This window comes from Cognataquiflexum aquatile, assembly GCF_003316845.1.
GTDB lineage: Bacteria > Bacteroidota > Bacteroidia > Cytophagales > Cyclobacteriaceae > Cognataquiflexum > Cognataquiflexum aquatile.
Window position 1 is genome coordinate 29359 of the sequence record NZ_QMIK01000005.1, and the last position, 18823, is coordinate 48181.

The window sequence follows — 18823 nt, forward strand, 5'->3', positions numbered from 1 at the left end:
TTAAGAAGTTTTCTATCTGAAAAAGAAAGACATCCCAGTCTTTGAAAACCTGATGCTCTCCTTCCATTTTCCACTGTTTTTTTTAGCTTTACACCATTATAGCATCACCCCTATGAAAAAAATATTTCTTTTGACTTTTTGTCTTGCTGCTTTTTTTACCCTTGATGGTTTTGCCCAAGGTGCCTATGTCCCTTTCAACAGGGATTATTACCATATGCTGGAGCGGTACGAAATCCTGGACGGCAAAAACAACCCGAGTTTTCATACAGGCTTCAAACCTTACAGGAGAGACCATGTTGCGGCTTTTCTGGATTCACTTTCTGAGGCTGATATTTCCCGCTCCAAAGCTGACAAGTTCAACTTCAACTACCTGAGCAACGACAATTGGGAATTTATCAGCGGAGAAACTGAAGCCTCCAAAAAACCATTTCTGAAGCACCTTTACACCAAACCTGCCGACTTTTACCATTACCGTGATTCGGTGGTAGACATCCATATCAATCCGGTTTTATACCTTGCTGCGGGATTTGAGCCCGGGATAGATGAGATGCGCTTCCGCAATTCCCGGGGAATCGAAATCAGGGGAAGCATAGACAGAAAGGTCGCTTTCTATACTTTTATGACTTCCACACAGACTATTTTTCCTTCTTGGGTCAAGGACTTTGCCGAACACAGCGGTGCAATACCTGGAGAAGGATTTTGGAAAAGGTACAATGAAACCGGCTATGGCTTCTTTTCGGCACGGGCACATTTGAGTTTCAATGTCACGAGGCACATCGAAGCCCAATTTGGTCAGGACAGGAACTTTGTTGGAGAGGGTTACCGGTCCATGATCCTTTCGGATTTTTCCAATCCCTACCTGTTTTTCAAGCTGAATACCAAAATCTGGCGATTTCAGTTGACCAACCTTTGGGCACAGCAGACTGCTGATATCTTTTTTGACAATCAGGGCCGGCCAACAGACAAAATCCGCTATCCCAAAAAATGGTTTGCCATGCACCGACTTGGGGTCAATCTGGGGAAAAAGCTCAACATCGGCATATTTGAATCCATCATGTCTGACCAATTTGACTGGAACTACCTCAATCCCATTATCTTTTACCGTTGGGTAGAGCATCAGGGCGGTTCACCTGACAAGTTGATGCTTGGTACGGATTTAAAATGGAACATGACCCGGGGTATGCAGCTTTACGGACAGTTTGCCTTGAATGAATTTGTCTTTACCGAATTTTTTGAATTAGAAGGAGAAAATTCCTCCCGCAACAAACACGGGATACAGGTGGGTTATAAATACATCGATGTATTGAAAATACCCAACCTCGACCTGCAACTTGAATACAACCAAGCGCGGCCTTACACCTACCAAGAAAAAAGGCCTTTCCAGTCCTTTTCCAATTACAGGACACCACTCACCCACCCACTTGGGGCGAATTTCAAAGAAGCAATCGGTATCCTCCGGTATCAGCCCGAGTTTCTGCCGCGTCTCTTTGCCACATTTACAGGCATGTACCAATTCTATGGAGATGATCCATCGGAGGAAGTAAACTTTGGCAAAGATGTGCTGAAAAACCGAACAGTAACCAATACAGGAAAAGGCCTCTATGGCCACTATATCGGTCAGGGCGTGGAAAACACGGTAATCATGGGCAACCTGAACCTGAGCTATATGATCAAGCAAAATGTATTTTTGGACCTAAGTCATAGCTACAGAAAGCGAACTGCCGAAGACCTTTCCAGCCCGGAGTCAACCAATTTTACCCAGTTTTCGATCCGGGTGAATATGGTGAGGAATGATTTTAATTTTTAGGATTGGTTATTGGGAAATGGTTATTTGGTTAAAGGTTATTTGGTTAATTGCCCGATTAGCTCGGGATGGTTATCGGTTATTGGGATATTGGGGTGAAAAAGGATTTTCAGGAATTCAACAGAAAACCAAAACCTATTTTTATTCCTTAACTTGCGGCCAAATCTGTAAAAGCATTTCATGAATACTTACCTCCGTATTTTGTCTTATGCCCGGCCTTACCGCAGGTATTTTCCGATATACGTCCTATATACACTCTTGGCGATCATTTTTGGTCTGATGAATTTCACGCTGCTGAAGCCGCTTTTTGATGTGATCTTTGAGCAGGCACCGCAGGCTGACATGAGCAAATACCTCAGCAAGCCTGATTTTGCATTCACCCTTGACTATTTCCTCACTCTATTCAATTACTATTTCCATCAGATCTCAGAGACTTATGGCAAGTTTGGGACTTTGGTCTATGTCTGTATCATCATCGTCATTTCGGTTTTTCTGGCCAACCTTTTTACTTACCTCTCTGGAGTGGTTTTGGCAAAAGTAAGGGCTGAGGTCATCAAAAAAATGAGGATGTCGATTTTTGAGCAGGTGTCAAGGATGCACATCGGGTACTTTTCCAATGAGCGAAAAGGCGACCTGATGTCAAAGATGACCAATGACATCCAAGAAGTGGAGAACAGTGTAGTGCAATCACTGCGCGTCGTCTTTAAAGAACCGGTAACCATTATCCTATATTTTGCCGTGCTGTTTTTTATGTCTTTCAAATTGACACTCTTCACCATCATGGTCATCCCGATATCCGGTGCGATCATCGGCGGGATTACAAGGAGATTGAAAAAGACAGCCATCGAAAGTCAGGAATCCCTCGGCAGAGTCGTGAATATCCTGGATGAGACCATCGGAGGCATGCGGGTAATTAAGGCATTTGGTGCCCAAAAATACGTGAGAAATAAGTTTGACAGCGAGACGGACTTTTACTCCGATGTAAATATCTCGATGGCCAAGAAAAACGAGCTGGCCTCTCCCATCTCACAGTTCATGGGGGTTTCGGTCGTGGCAGGGATTTTGGTATATGGAGGAAGTTTGGTACTGAACAATAATTCTGACCTCAGCGCTTCGGATTTCATTACCTACATCATCATCTTCACCCAAGTACTCAATCCGGCAAAGGAAATCTCCCGTGCTGCAAGCAGCATCCAAAGGGGTTTGGCATCTGCCGACAGGATCTTCAAAGTAGTCGATACACCCAGCGAAATCCAAAACGCTGAAAATCCCGTCACTGTCCATACCTTCACAGATGCCGTACAATTCCACCATGTTTCTTTCAGCTATGAAAAGGAAAAGGTGTTGGACAATATTTCTTTCACCCTCCAAAAAGGGAAAACCATCGCTTTGGTAGGACCTTCCGGTGGAGGAAAATCAACGATTGCAGATTTGGTTCCAAGATTCTATGACCCGACAGAGGGGAAAGTCACTTTGGATGGGGTGGATCTGAAAACCATAGAAATCAATTCCCTCATCAAACAGATGGGAATCGTGACGCAGGAATCGATATTGTTCAACGATTCGGTTTTTAACAATATCGCCTTTGGGCTTGAAGGAATATCCGAGGAGAAAGTCATCGAAGCGGCCAAGATTGCCAATGCCCATGAGTTTATAGTCGATTTGGAAAACGGTTACCAGACTTCTATCGGGGAGCGCGGATCAAAACTCTCAGGCGGTCAGAGGCAGCGACTCAGCATTGCGCGGGCGGTATTGAAAAACCCCCCGATTCTGATATTGGATGAGGCGACTTCGGCTTTGGATTCCCAATCAGAAAAATTAGTTCAGGAAGCCTTAACCAATCTGATGGCCAACCGTACAACATTGGTAATTGCCCACAGACTCAGTACCATTCAGCATGCCGACGAAATCCTTGTGATCAAAAAAGGTCAGATCGTCCAACGTGGAACACACCAACAACTTATGTTGGAAGAAGGATTATACCGGAAACTTTCCACAATGCAGTCGGTTTAGTAAATTAGGAAACAATTAAATTAAAGATTCATATGAAGCAAATAGATAAAATCTCGCACTTAGTGACCGCACTGTTTTTCGGAATCGCCTTGGTCTTTTTCCTATTATTCGATAATGTAAAAGGCATCTTGAAGGTGGATGAACTGACGCCGACGTTGGTGGTCAATTTCCTTTTGATCGGCTTGTTGCTTTTTTTGATTTCTTGGGGTACCAGTACCATGGTCAAGAGCAATTTTGTGGCTGAACTTTCCAAAAAGGAGACTGAAAAAAACGAACTGAAAGCCAAGCTTTACGATTTTGAACAAGGTGTCAAGCTCAAAAATATCGAAAAGAAACTGGAAACAATCGAAGAAGAAAGAGAAGCCTCAGTAATTCGCAAAAGACAAAATTTCAAATAACTAAAGGATATTTGGAGTAAATAACTAATTTAGGAAACCCAAAAGGTTTCCTTTTTTTATTGCCTAAAATCTAAAATATGGTTGCAAAAACTTTCGGCTGTGCTGTATCCGGTGTTGATGCCAAGGTCATCACGATAGAGGTGAATGTGGGTCAGGGTACAAGTTTTTTTATGGTAGGCCTTCCCGACTCCGCTGTCAAAGAAAGTCAGCAAAGAGTAGAGTCTGCGCTCAAATATTTCGGTTACCGGATGCCCCGGCAAAAGGTCGTCGTCAACCTTGCTCCTGCTGATATCCGCAAGGAAGGCTCTTCTTATGACCTTCCCATTGCCCTGGGGATTATGAAAGCTTCCGAACAGGTAGCATTTCCCGAATTGGAAAATTATATCATCATGGGGGAATTGTCTCTTGATGGCAATCTTCGCCCGATCAAAGGCGCTTTGCCAATCGCAATAGAAGCCAGAAAGCAGGGATTTAAGGGATTTATCCTTCCTGTAGAAAATGCCTCCGAAGCCTCCATTGTGAATAAAATCGACATTATCGGAGTGAATACTTTGGAGGAGGCGATCAAATTTTTGGAAGGTGAACTTCAGATCGAACCTTTGGTGACCGATACAAGGGATATCTTTTACCATTCTTTGGAGCAATATGAGTTTGATTTTGCCGATGTGCAGGGTCAGGAAAATATCAAAAGGGCAATGGAAATCGCTGCAGCCGGAGGACACAATGTCATCATGATCGGCCCTCCCGGTGCAGGCAAAACCATGCTAGCCAAAAGACTTCCTTCCATTCTTCCTCCACTTTCTCTTCAGGAAGCTTTAGAAACAACCAAGATTCATTCTGTTGCAGGCAAACTTGGCAAAAACGCAGCGCTGATCGCAAATAGGCCTTTTCGGTCTCCACACCATACCATCAGTGATGTGGCTTTGGTAGGAGGAGGCGGCAATCCCCAACCGGGAGAAATATCCCTTTCGCACAATGGTGTTTTGTTTTTGGACGAATTGCCGGAGTTCAAGCGTACTGTCTTGGAAGTGATGCGGCAGCCATTAGAAGAAAGGAAAGTGACAATCTCACGGGCAAAGGTTTCTGTAGAGTTCCCTGCCAATTTCATGCTGATTGCCAGCATGAACCCCTGCCCTTGCGGCTATTACAACCATCCTGAAAAAGAATGCGTCTGCGGTCCCGGCATCGTACAGCGCTATCTGAATAAAATCAGCGGTCCACTTTTGGATAGGATTGACCTGCATGTGGAAGTGACTCCCGTAAGATTTGAAGAGATGACCTCCACCAGAAAAACCGAAAACAGCAAATCCATCCGGGAACGGGTCATCATCGGAAGGGAAGTGCAAATCGAGCGGTTCAAAAACAATCCCGAAGTCTACTGCAATGCCATGATGCCATCCCATATAGTCAAAGAAGTTTGTCAGATCAATGAGGCGGGCAAAGTTTTACTCAAAACCGCCATGGAAAGACTGGGACTATCGGCAAGGGCGTATGACAGGATCCTGAAAGTATCTCGAACCATCGCTGACCTGAGTCAAAGCGAAACCATCAAAGTAGAGCATCTTGCCGAGGCTATACAATACAGAAGTCTGGACAGAGAAGGTTGGGCAGGTTAATATTTGGAAAAAATTAGTTTCGATAAAATTTCGATTAACAAGAAAATAATCAACCAAAAATTTTACGAATAGAAAAAAAATTATTTTATTTACTAAGCATACGAAATAGTTGTGTTGGTCGCCCTTTTTTAGCTCACCGTTTCAAAAACTAAAGGCTGTTCTAGACAGCCTTTATTTATGTAAGGCCTGACTCAAATCTTCCAATAAATCATCGAGGTGTTCCAAGCCTACAGACATCCTAATCAGGTTTACAGGTGTTTTGCTATCCGGACCTTCTACAGCGGCCCTTCTTTCTACCAAACTTTCCACGCCACCGAGACTTGTGGCATTGGTAAAATATTTCAGTTTTGATATTACCTCATCTGCTTCCGCGGCACCGCCTTTGACCAGGAAGGAAAGCATGCCCCCAAAACCCGACATTTGGGAAGCGGCGACCTGATGGTTTTTGTGGGATTTCAATCCGGGATAGCATACTTCCTCGATTTGAGGATGTTGGAACAGATATTCCGCAATGATACCGGCATGTTCGGCATGGCCTTTCATTCTGTAAGCCAAAGTTTTGATGCTTCGCGTCAAGAGATAGGTATCAAAAGGAGAAGGAACCGCTCCCCCTACATGTTGGATCATTTTGATTCTTTGCCAAAAATCATCTGCTTTTTTGCAAATCAAAGCTCCCCCCAAGATATCACTGTGGCCACCAAGATATTTGGTAGTACTGTGCATGACGATATCTGCCCCGAGTAGGATCGGATTTTGAAAAACAGGAGTTGCAAACGTATTGTCGCAAGCCACTTTCGCTCTGATTTCTTTTCCTATTGCCACAAGAGCACGGATGTCTGTGATTTTGAGCAAAGGATTGGAAGGCGTTTCGATCCAGATAAGTTTGGTGTTGGGTTTGACAGAGGCCCTTACAAGATCCAGGTCAGCCAAGTCCACAAAACTCACTTCCACGATCCCTTTCAAAATCTCCACCAACTGTCTATGGATGCCGTGGTACATGTCGTCCGGAGCGATGATATGGCTTCCGGGTTCCAAAGCCTGAAAGACCGCCAATGCAGCAGCATTTCCCGAAGAAAAAGCAGCCGCACCTTCTCCATGTTCCAGTTTGGCCAATACATTTTCCAAAGCCATCCTATTGGGATTATTGGCCCTCGAGTAGATCAAAGAACCCTCATGGTGCACAAAAGTGGTGGACGTGGTAATGGGTTGCACAGCAGGTTGGTGGGAATCGGTGATGGTGTTTCCTGCGTGTATGGCGAGTGTTTCGAGTCTCATGGCTGTTTTTTTTCAAACTTACTATTTATAAAAACAAAAGCCAGCGAAATCAACCGCCGGCTTTTGTATGATTATGTATATGGTATTTCTACCTGATTCTATCCACTGACCTGACGAGCATTTCGTCCTTTCGGATAAACCTATTTGCAAGCAGGTTACAGATCATCCCGGCAAAGATCGCCCAAAACCCGGTCACAAAAGCCCCGTTGACAGCAGGATTGATCAAGGCATTTGCCGTATGTGTGGTCCAGACTATCAGACCGACGTTGACTACCATCACAAAGGAATTGACCATATTTAAAAACATTTGCTTGGTTCTGTTTTTGTATTGCATCAAGCTGAAAATCGCAATTCCTGCAGCCACAATGGCTAGAATGGCAATGAATATTTTGGAGGAAGTATCGACAGATTCGTTGGAAGCCACGTCAAGAGTAGTCAGGTTCCAGGCAGTGAGGGTCATCAATTGGGTCTGACTTGGGTTGACCTGCTGCCAGATGGGAAAGGAAATCACCAAGATCATGGCCACTGCCACAAGAAACAGAAAAACGGTTTGGATGCGTTGTATCATTTTGCTTTTTAAATTTTGACAAAGAAACAGGGTAATTTTTTGATTCGCAAGGTTTGTATAAAAGGTGGTTTTTATTTGCCTTCGAATAATATCTTTGCACTGTAAAATGGAAATCCAAAGGTATTTTATAGAATTCGCTTACCGCGGGACGCGTTATCATGGCTGGCAATTCCAGAAAAATGCCCATTCTGTGCAGGCAGAGATGGAGAAGGCCCTTTCTGTGATACTGAAGCAACCTTCTTATCTGACAGGTAGCGGAAGAACGGATACAGGCGTTCATGCTACCCAACAGTTTGCTCATTTTGACACCGCTTTAAACCTTGAGGAGGCGGATTTTGTCCAACGGATCAATGGCGTGCTACCAAAGGACATTGCCGTCTATGCATTGCGGAAGGTTAAGAATAATGCCCATGCGAGATTTGACGCAAAATGGAGAAGCTATTTATACAAAATCACGTTACGGAAGGAACCTTTTGAAGAAGAAAGGGCATGGCTATTGTATTACATTCCTTCAGTGGACAAAATGAATGAGGCTTCCAAACTGTTATTGGAACATGAAGATTTTCAATGCTTCTCCAAGGTCCATACTGATGTCAACCACTTCAATTGTAAAATAAAAGAGGCCTATTGGGAACAAAATGGTAATCAATTGCTCTTTCATATAACTGCCAACAGGTTTTTGCGTGGAATGGTAAGGACGATAGTAGGTACTTTGGTCCAAGTGGGTTTGGGAAGACTTGATAGCGATCAGTTTCAGGAAATTTTAGACAGCAAAAACCGCAGTCAGGCAAAAGCTGCTTCCCCGGCCCAAGGCCTTTATCTTTGTAAGGTGGTTTATCCCCAAGAAATATTTATTTAAATACTGAATCATTTTGAGCCTGGAAAAAGAAAATATCAAAAGTGGTGACATCATAGATGCCCAGGTTTTAAAAAAACTGTACCAGTTTGTCAAGCCCTACAAAGCCCGCTTTTACTTTTTGGTATTCCTTACCATTGCGATGGCAGTGTTGGCCCCAACCCGCCCATACTTCATTCAGATTGCTATCGATGACTATGTCGCCGTGGGAGACAGTGATGGTTTGCTGAATATTATCTATTTACTTATTGTATTGCTGTTGCTTCAATCTTTGGTGCAGTTTGCGCATACCTACCTCTCAGGATGGATCGGGCAGGTCATCATCAAGGACATCAGGGTCAAACTCTACCGCCATCTCCTCAAGATGAGGTTGAAGTTTTTTGACAATACTCCCATTGGAAGATTGGTGACAAGAAATGTTTCTGATGTGGAAACGCTCGCCGATGTATTCAGTGAAGGATTGGCGGCCATCGTTGGGGACTTGCTCCAATTAGTAACCATTTTGGGAGTGATGTTTTATGTGGATTGGAAGCTGACTTTGGTCAGTCTGAGTACCCTGCCGCTCCTCATCATCTCCACTTATATATTCAAAGAGAAAATCAAAGTAGCCTTCAATGACGTCCGGAATGCGGTTTCCAACCTCAATTCATTTTTGCAGGAGCATATCACCGGAATGAACATTGTCCAGATTTTTAACCGGGAAAAAAGGGAATACGAAAAATTCAAAGACATCAACCGTGAGCACAGGGTAGCCCATGTCAAGTCAGTATTGTACTATTCGATTTACTATCCGGTGGCAGAAATCATCCAGGCAATCGGTACAGGCGTGGTGGTTTGGTATGGCGCAACAGGTGTTTTTGACATGGAAATCCAGATCGGAATCCTGATTTCCTTCATCATGTACCTTCAGCTTTTCTTCCGGCCCATCCGGATGATTGCAGATAGATTCAATACCCTACAGATGGGCGTAGTCAGTTCTTCGCGGATCCTAAAACTCCTGGAAAATGACGATCAAATTCCAAATGAGGGAAAGCACAAACCCGAAAAAATTGAGGGGAACATCAAACTCGAGAATGTTTGGTTTGCGTATAACGACGAAGAATGGGTTTTGAAAAATATCAATTTCGAAGTCAAACATGGAGAAACTGTCGCCATGGTCGGTGCCACAGGGGCTGGAAAATCCTCTATCATCAACCTGATCAACAGATTCTATGACATCAACAAAGGCCAAATAACCCTTGACGGCACCGACATCAAGGAGTATGAGTTAGGCACTTTGCGCAAACATATAGGCGTGGTATTGCAGGATGTTTTCTTGTTCTCGGACACCATACTGAATAACATTACACTTGGCAATCCCGAGATTACGAGGGAAGAAGTCATGAAAGCGGCGAAATTGGTAGGAGCTAAAAAGTTTATCGAAAGACTTCCCGGAGGTTTGGATTACAACGTCATGGAACGGGGCGCCACACTTTCCGTAGGACAAAGGCAGCTGATATCCTTCGTCAGGGCTATAGTCTACAATCCTGAGATCATCATTTTGGATGAGGCGACCTCTTCTGTCGATACCGAAACTGAGGAGATGATCCAAAAGGCCATTTCTAAAATGATGAAAGGAAGAACTTCCATCGTCATCGCTCACAGGCTTTCTACCATACAAAAAGCCGATAAAATCATGGTTCTCCACCAAGGTGAAATCAAGGAAACAGGAACCCATGAGTCGCTCTTGGAATTGGGAGGCTACTACTCCAAACTGCATCAGATGCAGCTGAAGTCGATGGCGATTGGGTGAGTTTTAGAAGTACGAAGTACGAAATACGGGGCAACGTAGAAGGTAAGAGGTGAAAGGTGAAAGGTGAAAGGTAGGGAAGTCGGAAGTAGGGAAGATTGGAAGTGGGAGGTAAGAAGTGAAAGGTGAGAGGTGGAAGGTGGGGGTGAAAAAAGGTCCGATGACCGATGACAGATGCCTGGGGAAAGAGGTAAGAATTAGTAAGGTCTTGAATCTTGTGTCTTGCGTCTTGTGTCTCAAATCTCACGTCTCACATCTCATATCTAGAAAGAAAAAACTAAACCAAAAATAAAACCACAGTGAAAAAGTTACTTGTTTTGGCTTTGGCCATATTGCCATTATTTGCTTTTGCCCAAGAACCGGGCATTGGATTGAGGTTCGGAGAACCTTTCTCTATAACCTACAAAACGTTTCTTGACGATAAAATATCCCTCGAAGGGATGATAGGAAGAGGCGGACCTAACAGCGGTCAATATTACCAAAGGGATTTTGATAACAACAGACCAAGTCCCAATGCTTTTTATGTCGGACACAGCACCTCCAATTCCTGGTCTTTGAATTTTAGGGGGGCTTACCATGAGGACTTCAGTGAAGATTTCAATATTGGATCGGGTTACTTATTGGGCTACGCCGGTGCCGGGGTTCAGCTTCGTTCTGTATTGGTTGATTATGCCTTTACAGATTCTTCCATTTCGCAGTCGACGCTTAGAGAAACCCGAAGAAACATGGATTTTGGCCCTGAAGCATTTGGTGGCGCAGAATATTACTTTGACGAAGCGCCGATCAGTGTTTTTGGGGAAATAGGCTTTTTCATGGAATTATTGGACCGGTTCGGCCACTTCCGATTGCAGGGAGCTATTGGCGTGAGGTATTTATTTTGACCTGATGCTATGACCGGGAAAAGACTTATTGAAACCGACAACAAACCACAGTCGACGGTCCACACCTGTCTGCCGTGGCGGAGCCAATTCAAAAGACCTTCACTCCAAGTTTCATTTGGTTATTGTCAAGAAATCGTGGATACTCCATCCTTATCATGATAAAAAAGATTGTTCTCGTCTCATTCATTTTATTGGTGGCGACGGGATTATTTGTTTTCAACAGCATGGGGGGCTTCAATGAAGTCCAACTAGAGGTCTTGGACAGGAATGACATCAACTTGTCAGGAAGGTATTTTAGAGGAATCCCACAGGATGAAAAGTTGGGAATTGCATTTTTGGAAATCGAAAAAATCAAAAATGTCCATCCTGAAGCAGCTTTGCATACCATCTATTATACCGAACCCGCAGGAAAATTAGACACTATGGAAGTTTTTGTTGGTTTGGAATCAAAATGGATGGACAAGAATGTTGGATATGATCAGGTGTCTTTTTCAGGGGAAAATGTTATCATTGCTACCATAAAAGCCCATCGATTTGTGATGCCTGGTCCATTAAAAATCAAAAACAAAATCATTAGCTTCGCAAAAGAAAAAAATCTGCCCCAACCAGATATCTTCATTGACCAGATTATAGGACCTGATGAGGTCAAGGTCATTGGCATAAAACTCTCTAAGTAAAACTTGTTTCAGTCCTTATGGTTTCCTATTTACAATTCATTTAAGTCAATTTCCGTCCAAATTTTTAATTCCTAAACAAAACAGAAATCCTATGAGAAAATTACTTTCATTCTTTCTTTTGGCAGCTTTTGTTGTCATATCTGCCTGTGAAGGGCCTATGGGACCTCCGGGATTAACAGGTCCGCAGGGGCCACAAGGTCAAGCCGGCGTCAATATTGTAGCCGAAGCTTTTGAAGTCGATGTCAATTTTACAGCAGCAAATGATTACATGGCAGTATTCGATTTTCAGCCACCAATTTTTGAGGACGATGTAGTCATGATTTATATAAGTTGGGAATTTGCTAACGGTAATACCATATGGAGAGCTTTACCACAAACACTGTTTCTTGAAGAAGGCGTCTTAGTTTACAATTATGATTTTAGTAGGGTTGATTTTAGTGTTTTTCTAGAATCCTCTTTTGATCCAGGTATTCTCCCTCTAGATTTTACTAGAAATCAAGTATTTAGAGTTGTAATTATACCTGCAGATCTAGGCTCAAGAATCGATTACAATGATTATGAAGGAGTTGTCAAAATGCTTGGTCTCAGCGATAAGGATTTTGTGAAACTTGAAGGAAGAAAATAAAATTCAGAAGCCTCCTACACGGAGGCTTTTTTTTTGCCTTTCACAAATCCGGATTTTACTTTAAAACTTAAATCGGAAAAGCCACTATTACTAGATTTCTTGAAAACTCGGACGGATGCTTTCAGAAAAGAGATTCCATTTCTCTTACAAAGTCCACCGGAAGTTTTTAACTCCTTTCCTCCTAATTCAAATTCGGATTCTATATTTGCACCATGCAATTGAAGAATGATTTATTGATACGTGCCGCAAAAGGCGAAAAAGTAGAAAGAACACCTGTGTGGCTGATGCGTCAGGCCGGAAGAATCCTTCCTGAATACCGTGCAGTCCGTGAAAGTGTCAGTGGTTTTATTGAATTGGCCCAAACACCGGAATTGGCAGCTGAGGTGACCATACAGCCTGTGGATATTTTGGATGTCGATGCGGCGATTATTTTTTCAGACATTTTGGTTATCCCTGAAGCGATGGGATTGCCTTATGAAATGCAGGAAAAGCGTGGACCTTGGTTTCCTGAGACTGTAAAGGATGTTTCTGACTTAAAGAAACTGAGAATTGCTGACGGAGTGGATGACCTCAGCTACGTAATCGAAGCGATCAAAATCACCAAAAAAGCGCTGAACGGCAGGGTTCCGTTGATTGGATTTGCCGGTGCGCCATGGACGATTTTCGCTTACATGGTCGAAGGGTCAGGAAGCAAGACTTTTTCCAAATCCAGGGCAATGCTTTATACACAACCGGAGTTTTCCCATAAACTGCTGCAGATGATTACCGACAGCACGATCAACTACCTGAAAGCACAGGTGGCGGCAGGGGCTAACCTGGTCCAGATATTTGACAGTTGGGCAGGTATCTTACCTCCAAACCATTACCTCGAATTCTCCCTTCCTTATATCTCCCAAATCTGCGATGCAATCGAAAATGTACCGACAACGGTTTTTGCGAAAGGTGCTTTTTTTGCGAGAAAAGAAATGGCATTGTTGAATTGCAGTACCATCGGTTTGGATTGGAATATGGGAATAGCCGAGTCAAGGGAATTGATCGGGCCGAATAAAACCTTGCAGGGAAATTTGGATCCCGCTGCTTTATATGGCAGCGCAAAGGAAGTCGAGGCGGCTACGAGAGAGATGATGGACCAATTCAAAGGGACGAGGCACATCGCAAACCTTGGTCATGGCGTCTATCCCGACATCGATCCTGAGATGGTGAAGGTGTTTATTCAGACGGTAAAAAGTTATTCCTAATTCTATTTACCGCAATGGACGCAAAGGTTTCGCAAGGGTCGCAAAGGGAGAAGTTATCGGTCAACATATATCTTATCACCACAGGACACTGGGCACTCAGAGAAAAATCTCTTTGCCGTTGTCAGTGTCCTCACTGACACCTATTATTTGACTTCAATTACTATTTCAAAAAAGGAACCACCTCATCCCCTATTCTAATCCTATTTCCATTAAGCAAAAGCATATTCTGACCGAACATCACTTTGTGGTCGAAAGTCCTGTATGTTGCCAATGTCTTTAATGGTTCTTTGCCTTTTTCGGCAGTAACCTGATTGACGGTGGTCATCACACAGCGGGCACAGGGTTTGGTGATTTTGAATACAGCCCCACCCACTTTCACTTTGTCCCAAGTATCATCTTCATAAGGTATCCCTCCCGCAAAAACTAAATTAGGCCTGAATCTGTCCATGGGAACAGGAACTTCCAGCCTTGTATTGAGCTCATCCAATGAAGCCTGACCGATCAACAAATAGGGCATGGCATCCGCAAAACCAACCGATTCACTGTTGACAGCATACTTTGGGGATAATTTTCTTTCGGTAGATTCCGGCATGATGACTAGGTCACATTCCCTACCTAGCGTTTCTGAAAACCATTTGCTGACCTCCTGATCCACTATCTGCCCAATCACAACATCATCCCAAATGGTAACTGATAAAAAATGATTTGTTTGGGGTTGAAAAGGAATCAGAATCCTATGTCCGAGGTCATTTTTGTGGTAAACCAAGAGACCGGAATCTCCCACCTCCACTTGCAAAAGGGCCATTTCAGGAAAGGTCCTTTGGGTCAGAAACATCCCCTCTTTATCTACCAACATCCACCTCCTGTCAAATTTCAACCCTCTTTCCTCCAAAACGGATTCTTGCAATCTGATACCACCAAGTGATTTGATAGGATAAATATATATGTCCTTTAGATACATTTTGGGCTAAATTTTAAGGATAAATCAGTTTTGGGATAGTACATCTGAGAATGCTATGGAAAGGATTTGAACTCAGAAAAGTGGCATTATCATCTGATTACCATGCTTTGGAATCCCTCAACGCCATTCCTTGAGTCTGTCAGGGATCTGCTGCGGGATAAATTTGGTAACAATATTGCGTATCGGGTTTTCTCCGCCATTACTCCAAGCATAGAACGGGTTGAAAAATTGGTAAGCAATGGTGTTTTTGGAGGATTGTTGGGAATAAAAAAATGCTGTCCCGATACATATCAGGAAGACGAATGCCCATTTTTTGCGCTCTTTGTCTCTTTTTCTTTTGTCAAAAACCTTCATACGGCTAAGATACAGATAAGAATAAAAAAGTTGCATCAATTAAAGAAAAAATAACAATTTCAGAATAAAAATCATAATCAGATATGGACGCCCAAAAAGAATTACCGCTTAGAATGAATAACAATACCTCGAATGTTTCAACTTAATTCAGTAAAATAAAAGATAACAGCGCATGCAGTTATGTCCGAATATCCATTAATTGATTGTATGGTTTGACTTATTTTTTATTTAAAAATCAACCGGTTTTTTATAGGAAAAAAGCCCCGGTTTTTCTTAAAAAATGTGTCTGTTTAGGTGCGATTTTTTAACAAAGCAACTCCATTTTTTTGCTATTTTAAAAACAATGTCCGGGGAAAATATTGGCCTGTATAGACCTGATAACTGATGGATTATCGCAAGTTTATCCAATATGCAAAAATAAGCTTACTACATGGTAATTGGATATGATTTCCGATTAAACCAACCAAACAGTTAATTTTCAAGGTCAATTTTCACATTTTTAATAAAACCGAAAAATTTTAAGTATTCGAAAAATTCAAACGTTTTCGGTTGCTGAATTTGTTGGTAAAAGTTGATTTTGTTAACGATTAACAAAAAATAACATTATTCTGTTAACACCCACTTGACCAAAAGCCCTAGAGGGCAAATGTTAAAAATTGCAAAATATAATTTAAACATTCAATTTAGAATTGAAATCAACTACACAAACAATTTCGTTTTTTTCAAAACAACAAACCCTATGAGAAATTATTTACAAAAACTAAAGGCCTTTGCCCTGATGTCAGTACTGATGGTGATCAGTATTACTTCGGCATTTGCTCAAAGCCGGGAAGTATCAGGAACTGTCCTGGACGCCACCCTTAAAGATCCCCTTCCGGGAGTAACAATCCTAGTCAAAGGAACTACCCGTGGGACCACCACTGACTTGGATGGAAAATTTAAGCTTTCTATTAACCAGGGAGATGAAACTTTGGTCTTCTCCTTCGTAGGTTTCACTGCACAGGAAGTAGCAATTGGAAACCAGAGTGTTTTCAACGTTGAATTGGCTGAGGATATCCAAAGCCTTCAAGAAGCTGTCGTAACAGGTTACGGTACTCAGGACAAGAAGGAAATCACCTCTGCTGTGACCAATGTAGGTTCAGAGCAATTTAACCGTGGTAACTTCCCTAATCCTACCCAATTGCTTCAAGGTAAGGTAGCAGGTCTCTCTGTAACAAGGGCAGGTGGTAACCCAAATAACGCCCCTGTATTGAGATTAAGAGGTATTTCTTCTTTCGGTGCCAACCAATCTCCATTGATCGTATTGGATGGTGTTATTGGTGCAACTCTTGATGCAATAGACCCCAATGATATCGAGTCATTTGATGTACTGAAAGATGCCTCAGCTTCGGCAATATATGGAACTAGAGGTGCAGCCGGTGTAATCTTGATTACAACCAAAAAGGGTTCATCCAAAAAAGGAATTTCTACTGTAACCATCAATACTTTTGGGGCTGTTGAAGTTCCTACAAACCTTATCCCTATTCTTTCTCCGGAAGAATTTGTGGCAAGAGGTGGAACTGATTATGGGTCAAGAACAGACTGGAGAGACGAAATTACCCAAACAGCCTTGAATGGAACCGTAAACGCATCTATCACAGGTGGTTTTGAAAATACCAACTACCTTGCTTCTGTCAATTACCGAAATAACGATGGTGTAGTAAAAGGAACCAACAGGGAAACGTTGAACACACGTTTCAACCTTAACCATGGAGCTTTACAAAATAGGCTCAGAATGAATATGGGATTGGCCTACACCCAAACAACAGCAATAGATGTTAATGCTGAGGCAGTAAGATACGGAACTATTTACAATCCTACGGCTCCAATCTTCGAAAGAGATTACAATCCTGCCGAAGAAACTGCAGCTCAAAGGGAAACAAGATTGGCAACTGCAGAAAGGAATTTTGGAGGTTATTTCCAGAGACCAGTGTTTGATTTTTTCAACCCTGTGGCTCTGATCAACCAACAAGAGTTTACTACTGATGTTAAGAATGCTATTTATTCTTATAGATTAGAATACGATTTGAGCGATAAATTTACGATCTCATCCCAGTTTTCTGAAGATAGGTTAACAGTAAATGGCACTCAATTCTTTTCCTATCAGGATAATCAGGTTGGTTTTGGTACCAGCGGCCAAGCAGGTCAGAATTTTTTCAACAAAACCACCAGTATCATAAACGGTCTTCTCCGATATGAGGACGAGATTTTCGATAAAATGGAATTGACTTTAGTTGGAGGTGTTGAATCACAAATCTTTAACGAAAACGGCTTCAATGCTGCATCTGCCAGATATCTTTTTGATCAAGGTCCTAATAACCTTGGTGCAGGTGGTCTGAGATTTGGTAATGGTACAGGGATGGGTTCTTTTGCCACGAGGGCAGTCTTGAATTCTGTGTTTGGAAGAGCAAACTTTAATTATAACAATACTTACTTCTTCTCTGCCTCTTTAAGATCTGAAACATATTCAGGATTTGGTAAAGATAATCAGACAGGTACTTTCCCTGCTTTTTCTTTGGGTGCTGATTTGACACAAGTATTGGATATGGGGCCATTTAGCCAATTCAAGCCAAGAGCTTCCTTTGGTATTGTAGGTCAATTGCCTCCATCACCTACTTTGGCATTGGGTATTTTCGGAAATGGAAACAGGATTCCTTTGAATCTTGCTGATCCAATCCAATCTGTATTTGTAGGTGTTAACCAACTAACAAATCCCAACCCTCAATTGAAGTGGGAAACCGTTCAAGAATTTAACTTCGGTATAGATTACGGATTGTTGAATGGAAAAATCACGGGTACCATGGATTATTGGCAAAGAAATATCTCTGACCTTTTGTTCAATACCCAAGTTCCTGTAGGAGCTCCTAACGAATTCGATCCAGGGAACTTCTACACTGCTACCTCTATTTGGGCAAATATTGCAGATCTTTCAAGTGCAGGCTTTGAATTCTTGGTTAATGTAAACAATATAAAACTTGGGGCTGTCACTTGGAATCCTTCTGCAAACTTCACAATATACAAAAGAACTACTATAGAAAGGATTGGCGTAGGATCCATCAGCTTACCTGAAATCCGTCAGGCAACACCTGGAGCTCCGGGACAAAACAACAACGAGATCGTATGGAACAGAGTAGGTGATCAAATTGGTAACTTCTATGGACCTAAATTCATTGGCTTGACTGAAAACGGAGAATACATCCTAAGCACAGAAAGACCTGAAGAATTTGAAAACTTAGGAAACGGTCTTCCAACCGGAGATTTCGGTTTTTCAAACTCCTTCTCTTATAAGAACTGGGATTTGAATTTCTTGTTAAGAGGCAGCTGGGGCCACATGATATATAACTCTTTCAGAGGTTTCTATGAAAATGCCGATGCTTCATCCAATACCTGGAACTCAGTCATAACAAAAAATACCCCAACCAACCCACTTGTGATTTCTACACCTACTTTCTCTGACCTTTATTTGGAAAGAGGAGATTTCGTCAGGTTGGACAACTTACAGTTGGGCTATAACCTTCCTGTGAAATCAGCTTCAATCAGTAGTTTCAGATTGTACGGTGGTGTTCAAAACCTTTTCACGATCACACAGTTTTCAGGTGTAGATCCTGAAGTAAGATGGACAGATGGAGGAAATCCGTTGGCACCTGGTATAGAAAGAAGAAATACCTACTTCGTACCTAGAGTTTGGACCGCAGGTTTAACATTTACATTAAAATAACATAAACTCAA

The 18823-nt window shown here is 42.4% G+C and carries 15 protein-coding genes; 11 read left to right on the forward strand and 4 right to left on the reverse strand.

Annotation, left to right across the window (positions count from 1 at the left end; genetic code table 11):
* The first annotated feature begins 112 nt into the window (after window positions 1-112).
* From DQW11_RS15305 to DQW11_RS15325, 4 genes are all read left to right on the forward strand, one after another.
* Window positions 113-1807: a hypothetical protein gene (locus DQW11_RS15305; protein ID WP_113924981.1), complete on the forward strand. Its 1695-nt coding sequence runs from the start codon at window positions 113-115 to the stop codon at window positions 1805-1807.
* A 177-nt stretch (window positions 1808-1984) separates the two neighbouring features.
* Entirely contained in the window at window positions 1985-3817 is a 1833-nt protein-coding gene (locus DQW11_RS15315) for an ABC transporter ATP-binding protein (RefSeq protein ID WP_113924983.1), read from the forward strand.
* 32 nt (window positions 3818-3849) lie between these two features.
* Window positions 3850-4215 carry a hypothetical protein gene (locus DQW11_RS15320; RefSeq protein WP_113924984.1) on the forward strand — a complete coding sequence of 122 codons (366 nt, stop codon included), beginning with the start codon at window positions 3850-3852 and terminating at the stop codon, window positions 4213-4215.
* Window positions 4216-4292: 77 nt separating this feature from the next.
* Window positions 4293-5831, forward strand: coding sequence for a YifB family Mg chelatase-like AAA ATPase (locus DQW11_RS15325; RefSeq protein ID WP_113924985.1), 1539 nt, complete (start codon window positions 4293-4295; stop codon window positions 5829-5831).
* A 171-nt stretch (window positions 5832-6002) separates the two neighbouring features.
* Here DQW11_RS15325 and DQW11_RS15330 read toward each other — a convergent pair whose 3' ends face one another.
* A complete protein-coding gene (locus DQW11_RS15330) occupies window positions 6003-7106 on the reverse strand; it encodes a trans-sulfuration enzyme family protein (protein ID WP_113924986.1) in 1104 nt (367 codons plus the stop codon).
* Between the two features lie 88 nt (window positions 7107-7194).
* A complete protein-coding gene (locus DQW11_RS15335; protein ID WP_113924987.1) occupies window positions 7195-7674 on the reverse strand; it encodes a DUF4293 domain-containing protein in 480 nt (159 codons plus the stop codon).
* A gap of 106 nt (window positions 7675-7780) precedes the next feature.
* On the opposite strand from DQW11_RS15335, the gene truA reads away from it, so the two are divergent.
* From truA to hemE, 6 genes are all read left to right on the forward strand, one after another.
* Window positions 7781-8533 carry a tRNA pseudouridine(38-40) synthase TruA gene (gene truA / locus DQW11_RS15340; RefSeq protein ID WP_113924988.1) on the forward strand — a complete coding sequence of 251 codons (753 nt, stop codon included), beginning with the start codon at window positions 7781-7783 and terminating at the stop codon, window positions 8531-8533.
* 13 nt (window positions 8534-8546) lie between these two features.
* Window positions 8547-10322 carry an ABC transporter ATP-binding protein gene (locus DQW11_RS15345; RefSeq protein WP_113924989.1) on the forward strand — a complete coding sequence of 592 codons (1776 nt, stop codon included), beginning with the start codon at window positions 8547-8549 and terminating at the stop codon, window positions 10320-10322.
* A gap of 296 nt (window positions 10323-10618) precedes the next feature.
* Window positions 10619-11200 (forward strand): hypothetical protein, encoded by a 582-nt coding sequence (locus tag DQW11_RS15350; RefSeq protein ID WP_113924990.1) that lies wholly within the window; start codon window positions 10619-10621, stop codon window positions 11198-11200.
* 155 nt (window positions 11201-11355) lie between these two features.
* Window positions 11356-11877 (forward strand): hypothetical protein, encoded by a 522-nt coding sequence (locus tag DQW11_RS15355; RefSeq protein WP_113924991.1) that lies wholly within the window; start codon window positions 11356-11358, stop codon window positions 11875-11877.
* Between the two features lie 91 nt (window positions 11878-11968).
* Window positions 11969-12502: a collagen-like triple helix repeat-containing protein gene (locus tag DQW11_RS15360; protein WP_113924992.1), complete on the forward strand. Its 534-nt coding sequence runs from the start codon at window positions 11969-11971 to the stop codon at window positions 12500-12502.
* Window positions 12503-12714: 212 nt separating this feature from the next.
* On the forward strand, window positions 12715-13740 hold the full coding sequence (gene hemE / locus DQW11_RS15370) for a uroporphyrinogen decarboxylase (RefSeq protein ID WP_113924994.1): 1026 nt from the start codon (window positions 12715-12717) through the stop codon (window positions 13738-13740).
* Between the two features lie 160 nt (window positions 13741-13900).
* On the opposite strand, the gene DQW11_RS15375 is transcribed toward hemE, so the two are convergent.
* The gene (locus tag DQW11_RS15375) at window positions 13901-14701 is read right to left on the reverse strand and encodes an MOSC domain-containing protein (protein WP_113924995.1); all 801 of its coding nucleotides are present in this window, start codon (window positions 14699-14701) and stop codon (window positions 13901-13903) included.
* Between the two features lie 117 nt (window positions 14702-14818).
* The gene (locus tag DQW11_RS15380; RefSeq protein WP_113924996.1) at window positions 14819-15055 is read right to left on the reverse strand and encodes a hypothetical protein; all 237 of its coding nucleotides are present in this window, start codon (window positions 15053-15055) and stop codon (window positions 14819-14821) included.
* A 739-nt stretch (window positions 15056-15794) separates the two neighbouring features.
* On the opposite strand from DQW11_RS15380, the gene DQW11_RS15385 reads away from it, so the two are divergent.
* A complete protein-coding gene (locus tag DQW11_RS15385; RefSeq protein WP_113925281.1) occupies window positions 15795-18812 on the forward strand; it encodes a SusC/RagA family TonB-linked outer membrane protein in 3018 nt (1005 codons plus the stop codon).
* Window positions 18813-18823 lie beyond the last annotated feature (11 nt).

Bases quoted from the DNA above. Each gene is read 5' to 3' on its own strand.
- truA (WP_113924988.1), top strand. From the start codon at position 7,781: ATGGAAATCCAAAGGTATTTTATAGAATTCGCTTACCGCGGGACGCGT.
- DQW11_RS15320 (WP_113924984.1), top strand. From the start codon at position 3,850: ATGAAGCAAATAGATAAAATCTCGCACTTAGTGACCGCACTGTTTTTC.
- hemE (WP_113924994.1), top strand. From the start codon at position 12,715: ATGCAATTGAAGAATGATTTATTGATACGTGCCGCAAAAGGCGAAAAA.
- DQW11_RS15385 (WP_113925281.1), top strand. From the start codon at position 15,795: ATGAGAAATTATTTACAAAAACTAAAGGCCTTTGCCCTGATGTCAGTA.
- DQW11_RS15325 (WP_113924985.1), top strand. From the start codon at position 4,293: ATGGTTGCAAAAACTTTCGGCTGTGCTGTATCCGGTGTTGATGCCAAG.
- DQW11_RS15360 (WP_113924992.1), top strand. From the start codon at position 11,969: ATGAGAAAATTACTTTCATTCTTTCTTTTGGCAGCTTTTGTTGTCATA.
- DQW11_RS15330 (WP_113924986.1), bottom strand. From the start codon at position 7,106: ATGAGACTCGAAACACTCGCCATACACGCAGGAAACACCATCACCGAT.
- DQW11_RS15305 (WP_113924981.1), top strand. From the start codon at position 113: ATGAAAAAAATATTTCTTTTGACTTTTTGTCTTGCTGCTTTTTTTACC.
- DQW11_RS15375 (WP_113924995.1), bottom strand. From the start codon at position 14,701: ATGTATCTAAAGGACATATATATTTATCCTATCAAATCACTTGGTGGT.
- DQW11_RS15355 (WP_113924991.1), top strand. From the start codon at position 11,356: ATGATAAAAAAGATTGTTCTCGTCTCATTCATTTTATTGGTGGCGACG.
- DQW11_RS15335 (WP_113924987.1), bottom strand. From the start codon at position 7,674: ATGATACAACGCATCCAAACCGTTTTTCTGTTTCTTGTGGCAGTGGCC.
- DQW11_RS15380 (WP_113924996.1), bottom strand. From the start codon at position 15,055: ATGAAGGTTTTTGACAAAAGAAAAAGAGACAAAGAGCGCAAAAAATGG.
- DQW11_RS15315 (WP_113924983.1), top strand. From the start codon at position 1,985: ATGAATACTTACCTCCGTATTTTGTCTTATGCCCGGCCTTACCGCAGG.